Annotated in this window: 22 protein-coding genes; 3 read left to right on the forward strand and 19 right to left on the reverse strand. The window is 61.6% G+C overall.

Annotation, left to right across the window (positions count from 1 at the left end; translation table 11 throughout):
* Window positions 1–53: 53 nt before the first annotated feature.
* Entirely contained in the window at window positions 54–1,349 is a 1,296-nt protein-coding gene (locus VSR72_RS25285; RefSeq protein WP_342955085.1) for an extracellular solute-binding protein, read from the reverse strand.
* A gap of 278 nt (window positions 1,350–1,627) precedes the next feature.
* Here VSR72_RS25285 and VSR72_RS25290 point away from each other — a divergent pair, with 278 nt between their 5' ends.
* Window positions 1,628–2,677, forward strand: a complete 1,050-nt coding sequence (locus VSR72_RS25290) for a LacI family DNA-binding transcriptional regulator (protein WP_342955086.1) — start codon at window positions 1,628–1,630, stop codon at window positions 2,675–2,677.
* Here the strand turns inward: VSR72_RS25290 and VSR72_RS25295 are convergent.
* From VSR72_RS25295 to VSR72_RS25340, 10 genes are all read right to left on the reverse strand, one after another.
* Window positions 2,656–3,045, reverse strand: a complete 390-nt coding sequence (locus VSR72_RS25295; RefSeq protein WP_342955087.1) for a type II toxin-antitoxin system VapC family toxin — start codon at window positions 3,043–3,045, stop codon at window positions 2,656–2,658. The two genes, VSR72_RS25290 and VSR72_RS25295, sit on opposite strands and share 22 nt — an antisense overlap.
* Window positions 3,045–3,275, reverse strand: coding sequence for a type II toxin-antitoxin system Phd/YefM family antitoxin (locus VSR72_RS25300; protein WP_342955088.1), 231 nt, complete (start codon window positions 3,273–3,275; stop codon window positions 3,045–3,047). The genes VSR72_RS25295 and VSR72_RS25300 overlap by 1 nt, the downstream gene beginning before the upstream one ends.
* A gap of 657 nt (window positions 3,276–3,932) precedes the next feature.
* Window positions 3,933–4,160, reverse strand: a complete 228-nt coding sequence (locus VSR72_RS25305; protein WP_342955089.1) for a hypothetical protein — start codon at window positions 4,158–4,160, stop codon at window positions 3,933–3,935.
* 29 nt (window positions 4,161–4,189) lie between these two features.
* Window positions 4,190–5,320: a sn-glycerol-3-phosphate ABC transporter ATP-binding protein UgpC gene (ugpC, locus tag VSR72_RS25310; RefSeq protein ID WP_342955090.1), complete on the reverse strand. Its 1,131-nt coding sequence runs from the start codon at window positions 5,318–5,320 to the stop codon at window positions 4,190–4,192.
* A 95-nt stretch (window positions 5,321–5,415) separates the two neighbouring features.
* Window positions 5,416–6,753, reverse strand: coding sequence for a GH1 family beta-glucosidase (locus VSR72_RS25315; protein WP_342955091.1), 1,338 nt, complete (start codon window positions 6,751–6,753; stop codon window positions 5,416–5,418).
* Between the two features lie 68 nt (window positions 6,754–6,821).
* Window positions 6,822–7,652, reverse strand: a complete 831-nt coding sequence (locus VSR72_RS25320; RefSeq protein WP_133183959.1) for a carbohydrate ABC transporter permease — start codon at window positions 7,650–7,652, stop codon at window positions 6,822–6,824.
* Window positions 7,649–8,674: a sugar ABC transporter permease gene (locus VSR72_RS25325; RefSeq protein ID WP_342955092.1), complete on the reverse strand. Its 1,026-nt coding sequence runs from the start codon at window positions 8,672–8,674 to the stop codon at window positions 7,649–7,651. Before VSR72_RS25325 ends, VSR72_RS25320 begins: the two co-directional genes overlap by 4 nt.
* Before the next feature lie 106 nt (window positions 8,675–8,780).
* Entirely contained in the window at window positions 8,781–10,028 is a 1,248-nt protein-coding gene (locus VSR72_RS25330; protein ID WP_342955093.1) for an extracellular solute-binding protein, read from the reverse strand.
* 173 nt (window positions 10,029–10,201) lie between these two features.
* Window positions 10,202–11,293, reverse strand: coding sequence for a LacI family DNA-binding transcriptional regulator (locus VSR72_RS25335; protein ID WP_342955094.1), 1,092 nt, complete (start codon window positions 11,291–11,293; stop codon window positions 10,202–10,204).
* A gap of 232 nt (window positions 11,294–11,525) precedes the next feature.
* Window positions 11,526–12,680, reverse strand: a complete 1,155-nt coding sequence (locus tag VSR72_RS25340) for a porin (protein ID WP_342955095.1) — start codon at window positions 12,678–12,680, stop codon at window positions 11,526–11,528.
* An 859-nt stretch (window positions 12,681–13,539) separates the two neighbouring features.
* On the opposite strand from VSR72_RS25340, the gene VSR72_RS25345 reads away from it, so the two are divergent.
* Complete coding sequence (locus VSR72_RS25345) at window positions 13,540–13,833, forward strand: BON domain-containing protein (RefSeq protein WP_342955096.1); 294 nt, start codon at window positions 13,540–13,542, stop codon at window positions 13,831–13,833.
* Between the two features lie 66 nt (window positions 13,834–13,899).
* Here the strand turns inward: VSR72_RS25345 and VSR72_RS25350 are convergent, their stop codons facing one another.
* From VSR72_RS25350 to VSR72_RS25370, 5 genes are all read right to left on the reverse strand, one after another.
* Window positions 13,900–15,165: an ABC transporter permease gene (locus tag VSR72_RS25350; protein ID WP_342955097.1), complete on the reverse strand. Its 1,266-nt coding sequence runs from the start codon at window positions 15,163–15,165 to the stop codon at window positions 13,900–13,902.
* Window positions 15,166–15,189: 24 nt separating this feature from the next.
* Entirely contained in the window at window positions 15,190–16,710 is a 1,521-nt protein-coding gene (locus tag VSR72_RS25355) for a sugar ABC transporter ATP-binding protein (protein ID WP_342955098.1), read from the reverse strand.
* The gene (locus tag VSR72_RS25360) at window positions 16,711–17,685 is read right to left on the reverse strand and encodes a substrate-binding domain-containing protein (protein WP_342955099.1); all 975 of its coding nucleotides are present in this window, start codon (window positions 17,683–17,685) and stop codon (window positions 16,711–16,713) included.
* A gap of 72 nt (window positions 17,686–17,757) precedes the next feature.
* Window positions 17,758–18,825 (reverse strand): LacI family DNA-binding transcriptional regulator, encoded by a 1,068-nt coding sequence (locus VSR72_RS25365; protein WP_342955100.1) that lies wholly within the window; start codon window positions 18,823–18,825, stop codon window positions 17,758–17,760.
* 128 nt (window positions 18,826–18,953) lie between these two features.
* Window positions 18,954–19,187 carry a hypothetical protein gene (locus tag VSR72_RS25370; protein ID WP_342955101.1) on the reverse strand — a complete coding sequence of 78 codons (234 nt, stop codon included), beginning with the start codon at window positions 19,185–19,187 and terminating at the stop codon, window positions 18,954–18,956.
* Window positions 19,188–19,523: 336 nt separating this feature from the next.
* On the opposite strand from VSR72_RS25370, the gene VSR72_RS25375 reads away from it, so the two are divergent.
* Window positions 19,524–19,997 (forward strand): YMGG-like glycine zipper-containing protein, encoded by a 474-nt coding sequence (locus VSR72_RS25375; protein ID WP_342955102.1) that lies wholly within the window; start codon window positions 19,524–19,526, stop codon window positions 19,995–19,997.
* 91 nt (window positions 19,998–20,088) lie between these two features.
* On the opposite strand, the gene VSR72_RS25380 is transcribed toward VSR72_RS25375, so the two are convergent.
* The 3 genes from VSR72_RS25380 to VSR72_RS25390 form a co-directional block, all read right to left on the reverse strand.
* Window positions 20,089–20,658, reverse strand: coding sequence for a hypothetical protein (locus VSR72_RS25380; protein WP_342955103.1), 570 nt, complete (start codon window positions 20,656–20,658; stop codon window positions 20,089–20,091).
* A 214-nt stretch (window positions 20,659–20,872) separates the two neighbouring features.
* Window positions 20,873–21,520, reverse strand: coding sequence for a hypothetical protein (locus VSR72_RS25385; protein ID WP_342955104.1), 648 nt, complete (start codon window positions 21,518–21,520; stop codon window positions 20,873–20,875).
* A gap of 8 nt (window positions 21,521–21,528) precedes the next feature.
* On the reverse strand, window positions 21,529–21,888 hold the full coding sequence (locus VSR72_RS25390; RefSeq protein WP_342955189.1) for a 2-oxoglutarate dehydrogenase: 360 nt from the start codon (window positions 21,886–21,888) through the stop codon (window positions 21,529–21,531).
* Between the last annotated feature and the right edge of the window lie 117 nt (window positions 21,889–22,005).

Genomic DNA, 22,005 nt, shown 5'->3' on the forward strand with positions numbered 1-22,005 from the left:
TCTGCCGGCCGGCGCCTCGCGGCGCCAGCCGGACTTTTCTTGAGTGCTGGAGATCAACCGCCCTTCTTCGAAGCGGCTTCCATTTGCTGCGCGGCCGCCTCAGGCGTGACCGACAGACCGAACAGCGCCTGCGTCGTGTCCTTGTGCAGCTCGCCCAGCGCCGGCGGCAGAGCCTGGTCGTACCAGAGCTGCACGCTCGGAGCCGCGGCAAGCAGTTGCTGCAGGCGCTGCGTGAACGGATCGTCGATCTTCACGTTGTTGACCGGCGGAAGCTTGTGGTCGTCCGAGGCGCGTGCCTGCATCGCCTGGTCGTCGGTCAGCGCCTGGATCAGCTTGAAGGCGGCTTCCGGCGTCTTGCACTCGGTCGAGATGCTCAGGAAGCCATCGCCCACCGTGCCGATCAGGTCGCGCGGGTCGCCCTTGCCACCCGGCACGCTCGGGAACGGGAAGAAGTCGAGATCCTTCGAGAAGCCCGGATTTTCGTTCGCGATCGTCGAAGCTTCCCAGGCGCCCATCAGTTCCATCGCAGCCTTGCCCGAGTACAGCAGGCGGCGCGATGCCCCCGAGTCATAGTCGAGACCGTTGATGCCCGGCGCGAACGCGCCAGCCTTCACGAGTTCCTGAATGCGCTTGCCGGCTTCGACGAACGCCGGATCTTCGAAGCCCTTGCCCTTGCCTGCGATCGCGTCCTTCACGACCTGCGGACCGCCGATACGGTCGACGAGGTACATGTAGTACATCGAGCCCGTCCACTTGTTCTTGTTCGCGAGCGAGAACGCGGCCACGTTGTGCTGCTTGAGCACGTCCACGACGTGCATCAGCTCATCCCACGTCTTGGGCGGCGCGATGCCGTACTTCTTGAACACTTCCTTGTTATAGAAGATGACCGCGGCCGCGGCATTTTCGGCAGCGACACCGTAGGTCTTGCCGCCGAACGTCGTCACGTCCCACGACGACTGCATGAAGCGGCTGCGATAGGCCGGATCCTTGTTCAGGTACGGCGTGAGGTCGACGATCTGGCCGGATTTCACGTATTCGTGCAGGCCGCCGCCGCCCCAGTTCTCGAACACGCACGGCGGCTGGTTCGCACCGAATGCGACCTTCAGCTTCGTCTTGTAGGCCTCGTTCAGCACATGCGAATTCTCGACCTTATAGCCTGGGTCCGACTTTTCGAACCGGTCCGACGCGTCGCGGATAATCTTGCTCGAAGACGCATTGGTCTGCTGATCCCATGAGGTGATCGTTTTGGTTTCCGCTGCAACAGCGTTCGAAACGACTGCAGACAGTGAAAACAGCAGTGCCGTGGCGCCGACAATCGCCCGCGCCTTGGAGAAACCTGGGTACGCCATGTTTGTGTCCCCTCTTATGGAATTTTGAGAGCTACCTGAGTTATCTGCACGATTAACGTTAGCCTTAACGTTAATGGATGTTAAGCCGAGACGTGAACTACGGCTATGCGGGATTTTCCTGGTGCGCCCCCATCGGAGCTTGCGCCCCGCGCAAGGTTGGTGCGCTCGGCAGCGCTTGAATTTACGCGCATCTGATAGAATAGCCAGCACACAAACGGTATCGCTAACGTACCTGGCGAGTCTTCGCAGACATGACCTCTCGTAAGCCCACACCACGCATGGCAAGGCAAACTCCCACGCTTGAGCACGTCGCCAAGCTGGCCGGGGTGTCGCAGATGACCGCGTCGCGCGCGCTCAACGGACGCCCTGGCGTGTCGCGCGAAACGCGCGACGAAGTGCTGAGAATCGCATCGGATATCGGCTACGTCGTGAACCGCACCGCGCAGAAGCTCTCGGGCGGGCGCAACGGCATCATCGGCATCATCACGCCCACGCTCGACACGCAGTTCTCCAGCGAACTGGTGCTCGGCGCGGGCCGCGCGGCACGCGGCGCGGGCATGGAAATGCTCGTGTACACCGTGTTCGACGAAGACCGCCATACGCATCACGACCTGCTCGGTTTGATTCAACAGTTCTCGGACGGCATTCTCGCCATCCTGCCGCGCGAATCGCTCTGCCTCGAAGCACTCGCCACGGCCAAAGTGCCGGTGGTGGTGGTCGATCAGCGCGGCACGCTTACGGGTTTTCCTTCGGTATCGGTCGACAATTACGGCGGCGCCTGTCTCGCGGTCGAACATCTCGCGGAACTCGGCCACAAGCGCATTGCGTTTCTCGCCGGCGACGAAAGGATCGAAGGCGTGCGCGACCGCCAACGCGGCTATCGCGACACGCTCGCCAAGCTTGGCCTGCCGCGCGACGACGCGCTGGTCGCCGCGGGCGATCTCTCGCAAATGATGGCTTTCGACGTCACGTTCGATCTGCTCAACCTCGCCGATCCGCCCACCGCGATCTTCACGGCCAACGACCAGAGCGCGTTCGGCGTGATCGCCGCGGTCAGGGAAGCGGGCCTGCGCGTGCCCGACGACATTTCCGTGATCGGGTTCGACGACATTCCCATGTCCGAGCAGTTTCATCCCGCCCTCACTACGATTCGCCAGCCGTTCCAGCAAATGGCGCGCTCGGCGGTCAACACGCTGCTCGCGCAGATCGCCGGCATCGACGCCGCTTCGCAGCGCATCACGCTGCCCGCGGAGCTGGTGGTGCGCGACTCGACCGGACCGGTCAAGACGCGGCACCGCCGCTCGCGTCACCAGATCGTTTCGACGTAAGTCGAGGCCCGCACCTTCGCATCGGAGGTCACGAGCGCGCCGCCGTGCGTGCGCGCGGTCGCAACGATCAGCCTCTGATGCGAGGTGAGCGCGGGCGACAAGGTCGCCGCACGGAACGCAATTTCGGAATCGACCGGAATCAGGCGCACGCCATCCAGCTTCAAAAACGTGGACAGCCAGCTGCGCGCGTCCATGGAAAGCCCGAGGCTGCCGGCCTTCACGAACTCTGCGATTTCGAGCGCGCTGATTGCCGAGATAAGAATCTCGCCGCCGTCGAGTTCCCGGTCGATCGCATCGTGCGCGGCCTGGCTCAACGCTTTCTGCCTGCCCAGCCAGCACACGAGCGCAAGCGTGTCGAGCGTGATCATTACTCTTCCTGCTCGGCGGCGACCGGTGCAAGCGCGTGCTTGAGATTGAAATGCGTGATCGACGCACGCAGCAACTCGAGCGGATTCTCGGTCTTGCTGCGATACGGCCGGATTTCAATGGTGGGTTGTCCCCGGTCCGTCACGACGACGGTTTCGCCCAGCGTTTCGACCTGGCGAAACAGCTCGCAGGCCCGGGACTTGAAAATGGCTTTGGATACTCGCTTTTCCATGACGCTCTCCACCCATCAATATTCAATCGGATTGTTATTGCATCGGGTCGTTGCGCGCTCAACCGAATCTCTGCGCTTCACGGCCCAATGACTCTTTATCGGCCTGACACTTCGGTTTGCTGCCTGAAATACACCCCGGCGCCTCCCGCGCAAACGGACTGCGGGTTTTTACCGGTAACATCTTTCGCCCGAATACGCCCCGGCGGCCCTTGCGCTTTCATATAATCGATATGTCTGGTGAATGCCCGTCAGGCAACCCGGATTGTGACCGGGTGATCCGCGAGGCACGGCAACAGGGTGTGTTGCTTGCCGTTACGGATGCTGCCGCAGGGAAGCGGAGCGTTGGGGGAGATGATTGCCATTGCCGCAGACCGTCGATTAAGCAGAAACATAATAAACGTTACCCTTAACGTTAATTGATGTTAAATGTACCGTTCGAGCGTCGCCATGCGTGGTTTACCTGGGCTCGGCGAAATGTCGCAGAATGCGCGTAAACCCCGCCAGAACCCGGCCCAGCAAGGAGGAAGCGCTTGCTGGGCTGAAAACAGGGTACTGCAAAAAAGTACCGTTCCGGCTAACGTTAAATGAGCGGTAAGAAAATTCGTAACGCCCATTCGCGACACTCGTAATCGTCCCTGCCCCTACATCGTCACATCGCTAGTCCGGATAATCCGGGGGCAGCGGCTTCGACGAAGGCTCCGCGTCGAAATGGACGATGAACGCATGCAGCGGCGCGCGCCGTTTCTCCTGACGGTTGCGTTGCGGCTCGCGTTCCCTGTCCGTCACGTCAGGCGTTTCACGAGGCATTCCACCCGGCGACGCAGCCTGCCCGGACTGCGCAATTGCCACGGACTCGAAATCGTCCTTCGACCCTTTGTTCGCCATCGCACTCTTCCCTTTCGCAAACCGGCATGTCAAACGACGGCTTGAACGCTCTCTCCCACTTGAGGACGTTCGAACGCCACCGCCGCCCCCTTCGCGTCGAACAGGGTGACAGCGGACGAAGCCACCTTGATGCCCACGCGGGCGCCCGGCTCGTACTGCGCGTCCTTCTTGTCGAGCTTGAGCGCGATGGCGTTCGCCATGCCGTCGAGGCGCGCGTGCAGGATCGACACGTCGCCCAGATGTTCGACCAGCTCCACGCGGGCGGCGATGCCTTCGTCGGCCAGGCCGATGCTCAGATGTTCGGCGCGCACGCCCAGCGTCAATTCACCGTTGAGCGCACGATCCGGACGTCCCGACAGCGCGATGCGGTGGCTCGCACCCGCGAGCGCGAGCACGGTTTGCACGCCGTTTTGCGACACGACCGTAGCGCCGAGCATGTTCATCTGCGGCGAGCCGATAAAGCCGCCGACAAAGCGGTTCGCGGGGCGGTCGTAGAGATCGAGCGGCGCGCCGGTCTGTTCGATGTTCCCCTTGTTGAACACCACGATCTGCTCGCCGAGCGTCATCGCTTCGACCTGATCGTGCGTCACGTAAATCATCGTCGTACCGAGCTCGCGGTGCAGTTTCGCGAGTTCGATGCGCATTTGCACACGCAGCGCCGCATCGAGATTCGACAGCGGTTCGTCGAACAGAAACACACGCGGCTTGCGCACAATCGCGCGGCCAATCGCAACGCGCTGCCGCTGGCCGCCCGAGAGCGCCTTGGGTTTGCGATCGAGCAGGTGCGTGATCTGCAGGATTTCGGCGGCACGGCCCACCACCTCGCGCACTTCGCGCTTCGACTTGCCCGAGAGCTTGAGCGAAAAGCCCATGTTCTCCGCAACCGTCATGTGCGGATAGAGCGCATAGCTCTGGAACACCATCGATACGCCGCGGTCCACCGGCTGCAGATCGTTCACGCGCACGCCGTCGATCAGAATGTCGCCGCCGCTCACTTCCTCGAGCCCGGCGATCATGCGCAGCATGGTCGACTTCCCGCAGCCCGACGGACCGACGAATACCGTGAACTGGCCGTCCGGAATATGAAGATCGATGCCCTGAATGATCTGCGGACCTTCGCCATACGTCTTCACGACGTTGCGCAATACGAGTTCGCCCATTGTTACGTCCTCCTTAGTGCTCTTGCTTGCAGTCCCGCGCGAAATTGGCTGATTGCCGGACTCGCGCGGGTTACGTTGCTCTCTGCGTGCCCGCGTTAGCGCGCTGCCTCGGCGGCGGCATGTTCCGCGATGACCTCGCTATACCAGTGCGCGCTGTCCTTCAGCGTGCGCTTCTGGGTCTCGTAGTCGACGTACACCATGCCGAAACGCTTGTCGTAGCCCGACGCCCATTCGAAGTTGTCCAGCATGCTCCACGCGAAATAGCCGGCAATGTCCACGCCCTTTTGTGCCGCTTCGGAAAGTGCGGCCAGGTGCAGATCGAGGAACTCGATGCGGTCGGTGTCCTGCACGCGGCCGCTTTCGAGCACGTCTTTCGCGGCACAGCCGTTCTCGGTGATAAAGATCGGCGGCAGCTTGTACTCGGCATTGAGATTCGTGAGTAGTTCGGTCAGACCTTCCGGGTAGACTTCCCAATCCATGTCCGTGAAGCCGTGGACGCCCGGCGGACGCTTTTCGCCCGAAGCGCTCGCGAAAATGCGCGTGTAGTAGTTGATGCCGAGGAAGTCGAGCGGCGTGCCGATGATGTCGAAATCGCCTTCGCGAATCACTTCTTGCGGACCATTCGCGCCATACCATTGCAACGCTTCGGCCGGATATTCGCCCTTGAAGATCGGGTCCATGTACCAGCGCACGAACTTCGCATATTCGAGCGATGCGGCGGCCAGATCTTCAGGCGCGTCGGTCGCGCCGTGTGCCGGCGACTGGTTGAGCACGATGCCAAGCGGCGCCTTCACGCCATCGGCGCGCATGGCCTGAACGGCCAGACCGTGCGAAAGCAGCAGATGATGCGCCACGTGCGCCGCTTTCTTCAGGTCGGCGTTGCCCGGTGCGAAGTAGCCCGTTGCGTTGCCGAGCCACGCGGTACACCAGGGCTCGTTGTGCGTGGCGATCGACGCGACGCGGTCGCCCAGCACGCTGCCGATCTTGCGTGCGTAGTCGGCGAAACGATAGGCCGTATCGCGGCTTTCCCAGCCGTTTTGCTCAGTTTGCAGCGCTTGCGGCAAGTCCCAGTGATAGAGCGTAGCGAACGGCTGAATGCCGCGCTTAAGCAAGCCGTCAACCAGACGCTCGTAAAAAGCGAGGCCCTTTTCGTTGTACGCGCCACGGCCATCCGGCTGCACACGCGGCCATGCAATCGAAAAACGGTAGGCATTGACGCCCATTTGTGCCATCAGATCGAGATCTTGCTCGAAGCGATGGTAGTGATCGCAGGCCACATCGCCGCTCTCGCCTTTTACGACCTTGCCGGGCACACGGCAGAACGTGTCCCAGATCGACTCGCCACGACCGTCCTCACGTGCTGCGCCTTCGATCTGATACGAGCTGGTGGCCACGCCCCAGACGAAGTCTTCCTTGAATCGAAACGTCGACATAACTATAGGTATCCTGATTAGTCGTGTCCGCTTTTGCGCGAACGGGCATGAAATGAATGAAGTGAGACTCAGGCCTTGACCGCGCCGGTCGTCAAACCGTCGATCAAGCGTCGCGAAGTGAATGCGAACAACACCAGCAACGGCACCACCGCGACCGCGGAACCCGCCATCACCGCACCCCAGTCCGAATTGGTCGGGCTTTGCAAAATGCGCAGCGCGAGGGGCAGCGTGTACATCGAAGGCGAACGCAGCACCACGAGCGCCGAAAGGAAATTGTTCCAGGCCTGAATGAAGCTGATGAGCCCGAGCGTGCCCAGTGCGGGTCCCAACAGCGGCAGCACGATGCTCCAGTAAATGCGGAACTCGCCGCAGCCGTCGATGCGCGCCGCCTCGATCAGATCGGACGGAATGGCCGACGAGATGTACTGACGCATGAGGAACACGCCGAGCGCGGCGGCCGCGCCTGGCACATACAGTGCGCGCGGCTGATTGATCCAGCCGAGCAGGTTCATCGTCATGAAGGTCGGAATCATGCTGAGGAACGGCGGCACCAGCATGGCCGTGAGCGCCACGGCAAAGAGCGTCTTCTTGAAGCGGAACTCGTACATCGCGAACGCGTAACCGGCCATCGAGGTGACGAGCAGCGTCAGCACGGTCTGAATCGTGGCCGTGTAGAAGCTCCAGCCCAGATTGCGCCAGAACGGAATGTGACGCATGAGCGACGCCATGTTGTCGAGAAACGCGTTGCCGAACCAGAGCGGCGGCGGCATCGAGAAGATCTCGGAGCTCGTGTGCGTGGCGAAGACGAACATGAACCAGAACGGCGAGAACATCAGCACCGCGCCCGCAAGCACGACGGCATAACCCGTATAACGTGCCTTGTTTTTGGACAGTTTCATCGCTGCGTCTCCTCTTTCATGCCGCTGCGGTGGAAAATGCGCGTGTTGAGCCACATCAGCGCGGAAATCGTGATAAAGAGCAGCCACGCAATCGAACTGGCCGTACCGAAGTCGCCGTCGTGGAATGCCGTGCGATACATATAGACTGCCGTCGTCAAGCCGGACTGACTCGTCCCCATACCTTCGTTCGGGAGCAGGATGAAAGGCTCTTCGAACAGTTGCAGCCCGCCGATAATCGAAAGCGTGACCGCGAAGAAGATCATCGGCTTGAGAAGCGGAATCGTGATGCGCGTGAACTGTTGCCAGCCGTTTGCGCCATCAATACGCGCCGCTTCGTAAATGTCCTTCGGAATGGTCTGCAGCGCAGACAGATAAAGCACCGTATTCCAGCCTACGTAGCGCCAGAAGACGACAACAGAAACCGCTGGTTTCACGTTGGCCGGGTTGTACAGCCACTCGATCGGTTTCGAAGGCACGATCCAGTGCAGCCCGGGAATCTTGCCGATTTCGGCGATGGCGAGATTGATCATGCCGAAGTCGGTCGAATACAGCGACGAGAAGATCAGCGCAATCGCCACGCTCGACGTGATGAAGGGCAGAAAATACAGCCCGACCACGAAATTACGCCAGCGCCGGAACGCGGTCTGCAGAAAGAACGCGAGCGGCAGCGCAATGAGGTGCTGCGGCACGCCCGACATGACCGCCATCGAAGCCGTGTTGTAGAGCGATTTCCAGTACCACGGGTCAGTCAGCGTGAACGTGAAGTTCGACAGGCCCACCCACTTCATGCTCGCCAGTCCCGCTGTCGCGTCCCAGCTCTGGAACGAGAGATACAGCGAAAACAACAGCGGAAAAGCCAGGAACACCGCGAACAGCACAAAAAAAGGCGCGAGAAACAGGTATGGCGCGATCTTGACCGGATCGATCCGCCGTTTTCCGCGAGCGTGGGCGAGCGGCGCAAGCGCATCGCGCATGAGGCCTTCGCGGGAGACCTGTTCAGTTGTGGGCAGAGGAGAGTTCATCAATAGTTCCGTCCATTCGGGCGTGGCCGGCCAGGGTGACCGGCCACGCTGTTGCAGCGGGCTTCAGCGCGCGGCGGAGCATGCCGCGCCGTTTCATCAAAACCGCTTAACGGCGGATGCGATGCGTGATTTCAGCCTGTGCTTCCTGCAGCGCCGTGTGGATGTCCTCGTTGCTGTCGACCACCTTGTCGAGCGCCGAGTGGACCGCCTCTTCTGCGACCTGGTCATACTTGCTGCGCTGGATCGCCGGAATATGCGAGGCCGCATCACGCCAGATCAAGCGAGCCTTCTCGTTGCCGAGGAAGCTCACAGGCTGCGCGAAGAAGTCGTCGTGCTGCGCGGAAAGCAGCGCCGGGAAGGCGTCGATCGAGCGGAACGATGCGAGCTGCGTGTCCGGGCGCGTCGTCAGGAACTTGATGAATTCCCACGACAACTGCTTTTGCGTGGCCTTCACCGGAATCGACCAGAACGTGCCGCCGAACGATGCATACGCGCCGTCAGGCAGATTGGTCGCGCGCCAGAGACCCTTCGTGTCCGGTGCGATCCACGACGAGAGGTGGCCGCCGAGCCATGCACCCATCATTTGGGTGGCGACCGTGCCGCGCTTGAAGCTCTCGGCCCATTCGTTCGACCACGGCGTGATCTTCGCGTCGAGGCCGAGATCGCGCGCCTTCTTCGCCAGCTCGAATGCCTTCACGAAGCGCGGCGACGTCACGACCGGATTGCCGGCCTTGTCGAAGTACACACCGTCGCCTTCCTTCAGGTCGGCGCGAATATAGATGTCTTCGATATCGCGCGACGAGGCCATCAGGTAAGCGCCCGTCGCCTTCTTGATCTTCTGGCCGGCCGCGAGGTACGAGTCCCACGACTTGGTCAGGTCGGCTTCGGTCACGCCCGCCTTGTCGAGAATGTCTTTGCGATAAAACAGCGTGCCCGGACCGATATCGCCCGGCATACCGACAATCTGGCCGTCCTGCGTGGTGGCCTGCGCGAACGTGTAGTTGATGAACTGGTTCTTGTACTGACCTGCGCTATAAGGCGGCTTGGCGAGATCTTCGAGACCGCCGCCCGCGGCGAAGCGGCCGATGAAGCCGACTTCCACCGCCATCACGTCGGGCAGGTCCGAACTCGTTGCGAGCGCGGTGGTCATGGCGTTATGGTGATCGGCGATCGCGAGCGAGGACACCTTGATGTCGACGTCCGGGTGCAGCTTCTTCCAGGCGGGAATCGCGTCCTTAATTTCCTGGTCCAGCTTCGGAAACACTGCGACCGTCAGCGTGGTGTTGGCGTGCGCAGCCACTGTAGCCAGGCTGAGCAAAACTGCAGCGGCAGTGCCTGAAAAACGGAATTTCATTACTTGTCTCCTGGTGAAACGTTTGTGAGTGACGTCCAAATGCTCCCCTGCTGCTACGAACTACTTCCCCTGTTGTATTGCTTCGTATTGCTTATCGATATGTTTGCTGCGCGCTATGGTTTGAAAGCGCTTTCAGCGAAAAGCAAAAAAAACGTCCCAACGCGCTGAACGCATTACGTGGGCGCCTCTCCCTTGCTCAGCGACGGCCCGATTCGACGTGTGGTTTCGCGCGTCACCAGCGTGAGCGGAATGGGGCTCAGCGAAACAGGCTGCTTGCGGATCATCTGCACGATGCCTTGCGCGGCGAGGCGGCCGATTTCATAGGTAGGCTGGCGCACCGTCGTCAACGGCGGCGTCATATACGACGAGGTCGGCAGATCGTCGAAACCGACCAGCGACACGTCCTCGGGCACGCGCACCCCGCGGCGGAACATTGCAAGACGCGCGCCGTACGCGGTCTGGTCGTTCGCACAGAACACCGCGGTCAGCGTCGGGCGGCGCGCGAGCAGCCGCTCCATCGCCGCGACGCCGCCTGTTTCGAGGTAATCGCCCTGCTCGACCAGATCGGCGTCGAAGCCGATGCCCGCTTCCTTCAGTGCAATGCAGTAGCCATCGAGACGCTCGATCGCGTCTTCGTGACTGCTTGGACCGGCAATGAACGCGATCTCGCGGTGGCCCTGCTCGATCAGATGGCGCGTGGCGTCGCGTGCGCCCTGCAGGTTGTCGATCGGCAGGCCTGCCAATGCGGTGCCGTTTTGCACCGAGCGCCCCAGAACGAGCATGGGTGCGTAGCGCGAGTAATCGGCAAGCGTAGGTTCGTCGAGTTGGGCATGCAGCAAAATGATGCCGTCCACGCGGCGCGCGATGAACTCTTCGAGGCGCGCTTTTTCGTCGACGACATTCCAGCGGCTACTCACGAAAATCGGCGTGAAGCCAGGCTCTGAAAGCGCCTCTTCGATACCGCGCAGCCACTCCGCGTAAAACGGGCTCGACACGGCCTGGGTCAGTACGCCGATGGTTTCGGTCCGGCCGCTCGCAAGACTGCGCGCCAGCACGTTGGGCCGATAATTGAAGCGCGCGATCGCCTCTTCCACCGCACGCTGCTTTTCGGGAAGAACACGCGCGGTGCCGTTCAGGATGCGCGACACCGTGCTCGGAGACACACCGGCCGCGCGCGCAATTTCTTCCAGCGTCACGTTCGGCCCTGAGTTCGGACCATTCGGGACACTGGGCGCGCCGGGTGCTTCGTTGGTGCCATCGGTCATGAGTTCCGCCTGAACATTTCCTTGAAAGCGCTTTCAAAAATGGAAAAAACGCTTTCAGATACGAATTCGAAGTGCCCGAATGAACACTGCGTGAATACTGCGTAAAACCCGCAGAAAAAGCAGCCGGTGCGACCAGGGTGGAGGAGAGATCGCACCGGCCTCTCTATGAAAGAGAATTAAGCAGTACCTAACACAAAGAGATCACAACAACTACAGGTCAAACAAAGTCAGATCAGAACATGTGCATGATGCCCGCGAACACACCGGTCTGGCTGTGACCGTAGTTCGGGTTGTCGTTCGACGACGTGCCCGTCGTCGCGTCGAAGTTGTTGTTGCCGTACGAACCGTTGCCGAGGTTGATGTTCGACGTCGAGCTGTTGTGCACGTAACCGGCTTCCGCGTACAGGAACGTACGCTTCGAGAGGTTGTACGTCGTGCCGAGCGTGAACAGCGTGGCGTTGCCGTTGCCGTTGTTCGCGTTCGCATGGAACACGGCGGCGGTGATCGCCGAAGCGTCGTTCACCTGCCAGCCGGCGCCGATCCATTCGTGGTCCACCGTCGTCGGTGCGCGCACGCCAGCCGGCTGCGACGCGTCGGTCACACCCATGCTTGCGTTGGTGGCGCTCGGTGCGCTCAAGTGCTGGTAACCCGCATAAATCTTCACCGGACCGATCACGTACGTGCCGCCGGCGAGAATCGAGCGTGACGCCGAATACACGTTGTTGAACGAACCGTCTGCGCCGCGCACTTCGTCATAGATCACGCGGAAATCGCCGCTACCCCACGTATAGATGCCTTCGATCGCGTTCGTACGGCCCTGACCCGTCGGCACGCCCGCCGCGTTGACCGGCGCAGAGTTCCAGCTCGTGTTGTTGGTCAGCGAATACTGGCCCTTGAACACGAGACCGCCGAACAGCGTAGGCGAATCGTATTCCGCGCCGTTGGTCGTGCTCGTCCAGTTACGGCCGCGCACCAGCGTCGAGATAGCGTAACGCTGCATCAACTGCGGGTCCGCGCCCCAGCTGTCCTGCGCGAGTTCGCCGGCGCCGAGGTTACCCATCTTGAACAGACCGAAGCGGTCGTTGGTGAAGCCAACCGTAGCGTGACGGCCAAACAGGTTGCCCGCCGAAGCGCCCGTCATCGTGTTGAGCTGGCCTTCCAACTGGAACACCGCCTTCGTGCCGCCGCCGAGATCTTCCGAACCCAGCAAGCCGAACCAGGAGCAACCCCAGTCGCCGCTCTGTGCCGAGAACTTGCTACCGCCCGGCAGACCGGTTTCGTACTGCACACCGTTGTCGATACGGCCATACAGCGTGACGCTGCTTTGCGCGTGCGCCATCGTCGTCGCAGCTGCCATCACCGACAAAGCAATAAGCTTCTTTTTCATTAGCTATCCTATATATATTTTGGCGTCTCCAAACCGCGCAGGTCGCGTGCGCTCTACACGTTACCTACCAGGCTGCCTCACTGAAATGTCCCGAATCACATTTCGAGGCGATTATAGGGACGCCCCTGCTCCGTGTATCTAACGAGCGGGCTAGGGAAAACTCTGTTACCGATAACAGTTGCACGCCGCCGGAACCCGGAGTAGGCCCCTGCTTTGTGACCATCGCGTTATGGTCACGAGCTTCGCAAATCCGTTTGCGGTCGTGAGGGAAAATATGCGCGGCGTGAGAAATGTGCCGAACACCCGTGCTACTTCGGCCAAAGTACGCTTGACAGCGCTTTCAAACGCCGCGCTCCGATGTTGTGAAGTTGCAACGAGGACACAAAAAATTTTTGCCCGTTGCGTCTGCAGCTTCCCAGAGCGGCTGATAGCGCTGTCACCAGCAGGCGCGGGCAATAGCGACTATGATCAAGGTATACCCTGCCGGGCAACGAGTTGAGATTCTCCGGCAAGCACACTCAGCGCGGGACAGTCAATCAATCCCGCGGGCTTGCCGGCATCAGACCATCGCGCCACGCAAAACCTTGCGCCTCGACTCCCCGCTGTTCCCCGCCACGTCGCGCGCGACGTCCCGTCCGAACGCAATGCACCAGCACGCACCAGCGCACTCTTCGCCGGGCGACGGCGCTGCCGTTCCACGCCCGGCCGGCAATCCGCTCGACGCGCCATTGCGGTGACCACTACGCCGCGCAGGTCGCGCGGTGACTTGCCTCTGACTTCCGCGGCCCTGCTTTGAAGAGGACCGGAAGACTTGCTGCCGGAATTGACCGGCGCTTCTGCCACACTGCAAGGAGGTATCGTGAAAGCCATCATCACTTCCACGTTCGCATTACTGATAGCCAGCGCGATGGTGCCGGGCGCGCAGGCTCAAACCGGCTCCGGGGCAAGCGACTCGCAACTCGCCCATGACGTGCGCGTCAGTTTTGCGCGCAACGGCGTCAGCACGTCTCATGTATTCGTGTTTGCGCGGGGCGGCACGGTCACGCTGCTCGGATTTGTCCCTGAGCACGAACAGGTCGCGCTGGCCGAACGCACTGCGGCCGCCGTCCCAGGTGTGCAATCGGTGGACAGTTGGCTTGCGCGTGGGCGCTGAAGGAGTGAGGTCGAATGAAATGCCGCGCGCGGACGGTGCCCGTATCGTCCGCGCGCGGTTCTTTATTTATTGATCGTGTCGCTTGAGAAACCGTTTGATCCAGCCGCCGCGCCCGTAGTCGGTCTGCTGCAAAAATACGGCAATCACAATGATCAAGCCTTTGAGCACGAGCTGGGTATTGCTGTCGATATCGTTGAGCAACAGAATATTGCCCAGGAAGCCGAATATGAGCACGCCCGCCACCGTGCCCGAGATACGCCCAACGCCGCCGGCAAGGCTCGTCCCGCCGATCACCACGGCGGCAATCGCATCGAGTTCCCAGCCGGTCCCGGCATCGGCCTTGCCCTGGCGGTACTGCGCCGCATAGAGCACGCCGACCAGCGCCGAGAGCATGCCGGAAATGGCATAGGCCATCATCTTGTAGCGCTTCACGTCGAGCCCTGAAACCACGGCGCATTTCTCGTTGCCGCCTATCGCGTAGAGATATTTTCCGAATACCGTGCGGTTCATCACGAAGCTGAAAACAAGCGCGATTACGAGAAAGAAAAGCGCGGGAACGGGAATCAGATTAAAGAGCAGCGCGCGCAGATTCTCGATATCGGCGGTAGCGTTCGTGCCGCTGTAAATCGAATAGACGGCGGTGTCCTGCCCGGCGATCAGCCGCGCAGCGCCGAGTACGCCGACCATTGCCGCGAGCGTGACGATGAACGGCTGCATGCGCCCGCGCGTGATGATCCATCCGTTGATGCTGCCCACCGTGAAGCCCGCGAGCGGCACGATCCAGAGCACGCCTGCGAGCGGCATGCGGTGCGCCGCGTGCAATGCGATATACAGGCAGGCCAGCGCCGCGCACAGCAGCGCAACGCCGCCGCGCACCGCTCGCGCGGCCACCGCATTCGTGCCGAACGACCGAAGCGGCCTGCGCCACGCACCCAGCACGATGAATACAATCGAGAAGACCGCAATCGCGTTGAGCACGAGCGACGCATAGGTCGCGCGGCCCCATCCCTCGGTGGTGAGCAGCATGGCGGTCAGCACGCTGCCCAACCCCATAATCGCCCCGACGGAAAGATCGATCCCCGCGGTGATGATCACGAGCGTCATGCCGATCGACATCACGCCGACGTTGGCGACTTCGCGAAACACGTCGGAGATATTGGCGCTGGAGAGAAATATGTTGCTGCCATCCGTCGAATGAGGCGAGGTGATCGCCCCCACCACGAGCAGCAGGATCAGCCCGAGGTAATACTTCAGGTGCGTCATGAGCGTATTGAGTTGACGCCTGCGCGTTGGCGCATCCGGCTCGGCGACATGGTCCTGCACATGCAGCATGGTCAGTCTCCAGTCAGTGTCGATTCAAGGCGAAGCGAGATTGATCAGCAGGTCGCCGGAAAAATCGCTGCGCGGCACGATCTGTTTGGCGCGCCCTTCGCACAGCACGAGAATGCGGTCGCACAGCAAGGTCAATTCGTCGATTTCGGAGCTTGCGATCAGCACGGTCACGCCCGAGCGCGCCGCATCGAGTATCTGGCGGTAGATCTCCGCCTTGGCGGCGACGTCCACGCCACGTGTGGGTTCGTCGAGCAGCAGGATGCGCGGTTTCGTCATCAGCCATTTGCCGATGATGAGCTTTTGCTGATTGCCGCCCGACAGACTATTGGCGCTCTGCGCGAGGCTACGATGCTTGACCCGCGAGGCGCGCGCCTGTTCGGCGGCCCAGCCGCACAATTTGCGCCGCCTGTAGAACGGAAAGCCTGGCACGCGCGGCAACGAAGGCAACAGAAAATTCGCTTCCAGCGACTGATCGAGCACGAGACCATCCTTCTTGCGGTCTTCGGTCACGAAAGCGAGGCCGGATTCGGCCGCTTCGTTCGGATACCTGAATGCATGACTGCGCCCGGCGACAGTAATGTCGCCCTCCTGCCGGTAGGCCGAGATCCCGTAGATGGCTTCGAGCACTTCAGTCTTGCCCGCGCCGAGCAGCCCCGATAGACCGAACACTTCGCCCTCCCGCACCGAGAACGACACGTCGCGCACCATCGCGCGCGCCGGCCCCCAGAGCGAGAGATTGCGCACCTCCACACTCGTGCTGCGGGCGCGCGGCGCCTCGTCCGCGCCGCGTTCGGGCGGCGCGAAGTCCTTGCCGATCATCATCGAGACGAGCGCGTTCGAGGACTCCACCTGCGCGACCGGCAGCGTCGAGATGCGCCGGCCGTCGCGCAACACGGTCACGCGATCGGCCACGGCAAAGACTTCGCCCAGCCGGTGACTGATCAGCACGATGCCCATGCCGCGTTCGCGCAGTTGCCGCGTGAGCGTGAGAAGCGCGTGGGTCTCCGCGTCGGAGAGCGCCGAGGTCGGCTCGTCCATGATCAGCACCCGCGCTTCGGCCACCAGCGACTTGGCGATTTCCACCAGTTGCTTTTCGCCCACCCGCAGGGCGCCGACCAGCGTGTCGGGACTCGCGCGAAAACCCAATTGGCCGAGTACGCTGCGCGCAGCCGTACGCATGGCGCGCCGGTCCGGAAAGCCCCAGCGTGTGCGCGGTTCCTTGCCAAGGAATATGTTATCGACCGCGGAAAGCGTATCGACGAGGTTCAGTTCCTGATGAATGACCGCGATCCCGGCGTCGATGGCGTCATTCACGCTCGCAAGGCGCGTGGGCACGCCCCGCACGCGTATCGTGCCGCTATCCGGCGTATAGAGCCCGCCCAGCATCTTCATGAGGCTCGATTTGCCCGCGCCGTTCTCGCCCACGAGCGCATGCACCTCGCCCGCCACGACATCGAAGTCGACGCTCGATAACACGGCGCTGCCATTGAACGAAATCGACAGGCCCGCCGCCTCGATGAGCGGCGCGGTAGCGGTAGCATTCATTCAGGAGTGGCTAGCAATATATGCCTTGGCGTTGTCGGCAAAAATGCCCTGGGTCGGCAACGTGACCTTCTTCGGGATCTTTTCGCCGTGAAGCAGTTTGATCGCCTGGCGTATGCCTTCGGCGCCGGGCGTGGGGTACATGAACGTACCGGCAAGCAAGCCTTGGGACACCCAGGTGGCGCCCTCCTGCGGCAAGCCGTCGATGCCCACGAACTTTATGCTCTTGTCGCGCCCTGCGTCCTTGGCCGCAAGATAGGCGCCGTAGGCCATAGGATCGTTGTGCCCATAGACGACATCGATTTTCGGATTCACGCGCAACACCGTCTTCATGTACTCGTAGGCCTTGTCCTGCTTCCAGTCGCAGTCCACGCGTTCGCCCACGAGCTTGATGCCCGACTCCTTGCCGACCACGCTCGCCGCGCCGTCGTGGCGGTCGTGCGCCGGCTGCGCGCCGAAGCCGCCCCACACTTCCACGAGATTGCCCTGTGCGTGCCCCGGTCCACCCATCAGCTTGACGATGAATGCGCCGGCTTCGCGGCCGATCTGCACGTTGTCGCCGCCAATGAACTGCGTATACGATTCGCCGTTCACCTCGCGGTCGAGCACGAACACGGGAATGCCTGCCTTATAGGCCTTTTCCACCACGCCGGTGAGCCCCGCCGACTCCTTGGGCGAAATGAAGATCGCATCCATCTTCTGGGCAATGAAATTCTCCATGTCGGCATTCTGCTTGTCGGTGCGGTCACCGGCGTCGGCAATGATCAGATCGACCTCGGGATGCTTTGCGGCCTCGGCTTTCATGTCCTTGTTGAATTGCACGCGCCAGGGCTCGACCGTGGTCACCTGCGAGAAGCCGAAGCGGTACTTCTTCTGCTGCCCGAACGCCGGCGCGCTGAGCGTGCCGAGAAGACCCGCTGCACCGGCGAGCGGCACGGCGACCAGACCCGCAATCAGAATGCGTCGTTGACTGTCCATTGCCCTGTCTCCTTTCTTGTGTGAACCGGGCGGCGCGTGCGGCCGGCCTCGGGTGCTGAAAAAAATAAAACGTTATAGCGGCGGCGCAGCGGACGCGCGCGCCGCTTCGCCCCATTCGTCATACCGGACCGGCCCCGTGCTGTCGCGCACGCGCAAGTCGGCACGCATGCGCAAGTGCACGATCTCCGAGGTCTCGCCCTGCAACTGCTTGTGCAGGAGATGCCAGATGCCGCGTGCAATCGCCTCGGCGGGCTGATGAATCGAACTGATGCCGGGACGCAGCACCGACATCCACGGCGCGTCGTCGAAAGAAAGCAGCGAGATGTCGTCGGGCAGTTGCAAACCCGCGTCGCGGATCGCTCGCAGCGCGCCGAGCGTCGCGACGTTCGCGCCGGTGAAAAGCGCCGTGGGGCGCTCACGCGCGGCGAGCACGCCGAGCGTCGTCGCGTGGCTTTCGGTGTCGCTCATGCCGCACACCACGACATTAGCGTATTGCGCGAGCCCCGCGCGTTGCATCGCGTCCTGGTAGCCCTGGGCCCGCTCGCGGCTGTTCACGAGGTCGAGCGCATTGACGATGAACGTAATACGGCGGTGCCCGAGCGCGATGAGGTGTGCGGTGCCGTCCATCGCCGCGCGGTGGCTGTCCGTCGTGACGGTGTTGGCGGGAAAGCTGTTGTCCACGCGATCGGCCATGACGAGCGGCACGTCGCATTCGCGCAGTTCGCTGATCGCGTGCTCGTAACCGTGGCACGGAATGATGATCATGCCCGCCACCTGGCGCGAGAGAACGAAGCGGATGCGCTCCGCTTCGCGTTCCGGGTCCTCCTGGGCGTGCGCGAGGATGAGCCGGTAGCCGGATTCGAGTGCGTGGTCTTCAAGCGCACAGACCAGTTCGATAAAGAACGAATTGGTCAGGTCGGGCACGACAAAGCCTATGGACGTGGAGCGGCAACTGCGCAGTTCGGCGGCCAGGCTGTTGCGCCGGTAGCCGAGCTTGCGCGCCGCTTCCCAGACCTGCCGCTGCCGCGCTTCACTCACGTTCGCGGCGCCCGCAAGCACCTTCGACGCCGTGCCCAGCGAAACCCCCGCCGCGTTCGCGACGTCCTTGAGCGTACTGGCACTTTTCTTGCGGTCGTCCATGCTGGTCTGCCCGCCCGAGGTTATCCGCCTGGTGTTATCCGTCCGAACTGAAACGTTTCATAGAGTAGGAAATGGATTTTCAGGCTTCAAGGGAGGGTTTTTCCGGGGCGTCGCAGAAGGAGAGAAAACTAGCGGTAGTTCACGAAGTTGATGATGTCGTTGAGGAACCACGGAAGAATCAGCTGCGTGTCGGGATCGCTGACACCCACGGTGAGCCGCGGCGGCTTCGAGGCAGGTGCACCGGACTTCGCGCCATCGGGCGAGTGCAGCATGTAGGTGGACGTGTCGGCAGCGGGCGGCGGCGATGAAGCACAACCGGCAACAAGCAAGGCGAGCAACGCTGCGCAGCACAAGCACTTCATGATAGGCAGTCTCCAGCCACGTGATCTTGAGAAGCCCAAGCGTACCATTGGCCCCGCCGTTTTCACGCGGATATGTGCACACAACTTGCCCGCCTGGTAGCAAATCAATAATCGCATTTTGGTCAGAACACGCATGACTATCGCATGCCATTCTTTTGCTTTATGCAAAAGTCAATAAATCAAATGCGGCTTCGGCCAGCGGTCTCCCGGTTCGTTTCAACTTCAATTGACACGTATCAACGGGAACGAAGCGCTTCATGCCCCACCCATCTACGCTATTGATTCATCGCGAGATATTCTCTGCCGGCTTATCCACGCCTCTATGAGAAGAGTTCCATGAAAATCAATCGCATCGCATTTATTCCTGTCGCTATTCTGATCGCCGGAACGGCACTTCCCGTTCTTGCGCAGCAAACCGTCGTGTATCCGTCGAAAGGTCAAAGCGCCCAGCAGCAAAGTTCCGATGAAGGTGCTTGCTATGCGTGGGCAAAACAGAGAACGGGCATTGACCCGGCGGTAGTGGCAAACGCCGCGCCGCAAGCGCAAGCGCAGAACGGCCAACGCGTCAGGGGCGCCGCCGAAGGCGCGGCCGTGGGCGCAGCCGCCGGAGCGATCGGAGGCAACGCCGGCCACGGCGCGGCGATTGGCGCTGTCGCCGGCACGGTTGCGGGGGGCGTAGCGCACCGCCGCCAGGAGCGTGCCGCAGAGGCGCAGAACGCACAGACGGAAGCGGCGCAACAGCAGGCGCTCGCAAGCTATCACCAGGCGTGGAATGCTTGCATGCAAGGCCGGGGCTACTCGGTACGCTAAGCGCTGACGATATCGAAGGGAGAGGGATGGAAGGGCCAGGATGCACGAAACGATCAGCGCAACGTGACCCTTGCAAAAGCGAAAGACGCGCTTAGCGGAAGCCGTATATGAGGACCTTCTTCCCTTCGAATTGTTCTTGCACACCTTGATCGCAATTCGGCGGGCACGTTGTGCCGTCGGCGGTGGGAGCGGCCGACGGCGAGTACGCATGGTAGACAACGGATTCGATCAGCGTGCCGTCGTCGGAGACCACGATCTGCAGATCAGTCTCGACGCCGGCCGGCACTGGGCCGCCGCTGGTATAAGTCAGCTTCATGTAGCCCGTGCAATCGGAATTCACCGTGTAGGTGCCGCCCTGGTAAGGATTGAATGCAGTCTGCCCCCCTTTCGGCAAGCCATTGATCATTCCGTAGTCGGTGCGTGTGAATTTACCTGAGCCGTCGAACGTCACGATGGCGACGTCATCGAGCGTTGACGGTGAGGAAAACGGGTGCAGCTTGTTGTTGCTATCGAGCAAGCCAAGAATTTCCCCGTGGCCGTGAAATCCGTAAGCTCCCCTTAACGTTGCGTCCGAACAAAGGCCGCCGGCTTGCGCGGCACTACTGAGCGAGAGAAGCGCAAAGGCTGTTGCCGACAACATTCTTGAATGCTTGATCTTCATGTTCATCTCCTTGTCACCGTATCAGGCGCCTGAATTCACAACGCGCCGCGGGCCGAAGCAGTCTCCGCGGAGGTGCGGCTTGTGCCGTTGAGCGCTCCGCTTCCTAAGCCTATGGAACCGCGCACGCTCGCGCCTCCATCATTTGATGGAGAGAGTGAGTCAGTGGGAGATTTCGTGTGCAGACAAACTTGTTGAGAAAGGTGCTGGCAGCGGCTTACGGCTTCACCGAGTAATGCACGAGTTCGATTGCGTTGGTCGAGGGTGCGCCCCTTCCGGCCAGACGGCCTTGAAACTCTTCACGCACCACGCGCTTGACGCTCGGCGCATACCAGAGTGTTTCCTCCATCGGGCCGCCGCCCACACCGTACTGCGGTTGCCATACGCCGCTCATCGTGATCTTGATCGCGGAGAAAGCACCTGCCTTTGTCCGAACCGTTTCCACGCCGTTCACTTCACATTGCGCCCGGCGCTGCACTCTCATGCCTGAAGGAGCGGTCGCCATGCAATCCGCCTCGTAGCGCTCGCCCGCTCGCAGCGGAAAATGCAATGCAATCCCGCAGGCGCGTGCGTCGGCGCCATTGGGGATCACATTGGCTTCGGAGGTGAGTTCGAGTCGGGCGCCGCCCGGACCGATCAGCAGCGACGCGCTGCCGTCGGCATGAACGGACGTCACGGTTTGCGTGAAGGTTCGGCTCTTGCCGGACAGCGGGTCGGACCGCTCGAAGGTCCAGTTGTCCCCCACCTTGTAGTGCGGCGCGTCCTGAGGCAGCGCGATGGACGCGGCGTCGAGCGCGAAACTGGACGGGGCGCCTGGCCCCGCCGCCAGTGCACTCACGACGCCGATCGCTGCGACGCGGCGCATGAGTGGCCTCATTGGCCCTGCTTCTGCAGATATTGCTGCACATCGCTCATCGACACACGGCCTGTATGCGCCGTATCGATCTGATCGAAATGCTGTGCGATATACCCTAGCCCGCTGCTTTGGGCCTGGGCTTTGGTGATCGAAGCACCGTTGCTCAACGCGGAGTTCGCACCCAGGCGAGCCGCCACTCGCTGCTGCGCCTGCTGCTGCAATTGCGTGCCGGTGGTGGGCGTGAGCGGCGCGGGCCGGTTCGACGGGAAAAACGGACCATCGACACCGTGGCCGCCCTTAGGAAGTTGAACGGGCGCCACGGCCTGGGTTGCGGCCTGTGCGTTCGCCTGAGTGAGCGCGGCAACCGCGCAGACCATGAACGGCGCAATGCACCACAGTTTCTTGAATGTAGACATGATCGCTCGCCTTCAATGAGTGAGGAGCAGGCCTCCAGTCGATTGTCGATTATCGATGATCGACGAAAGGCCCCGACC

The sequence above is a fragment of the Paraburkholderia sp. JHI869 genome (genome assembly GCF_038900775.1).
Lineage (GTDB): Bacteria > Pseudomonadota > Gammaproteobacteria > Burkholderiales > Burkholderiaceae > Paraburkholderia.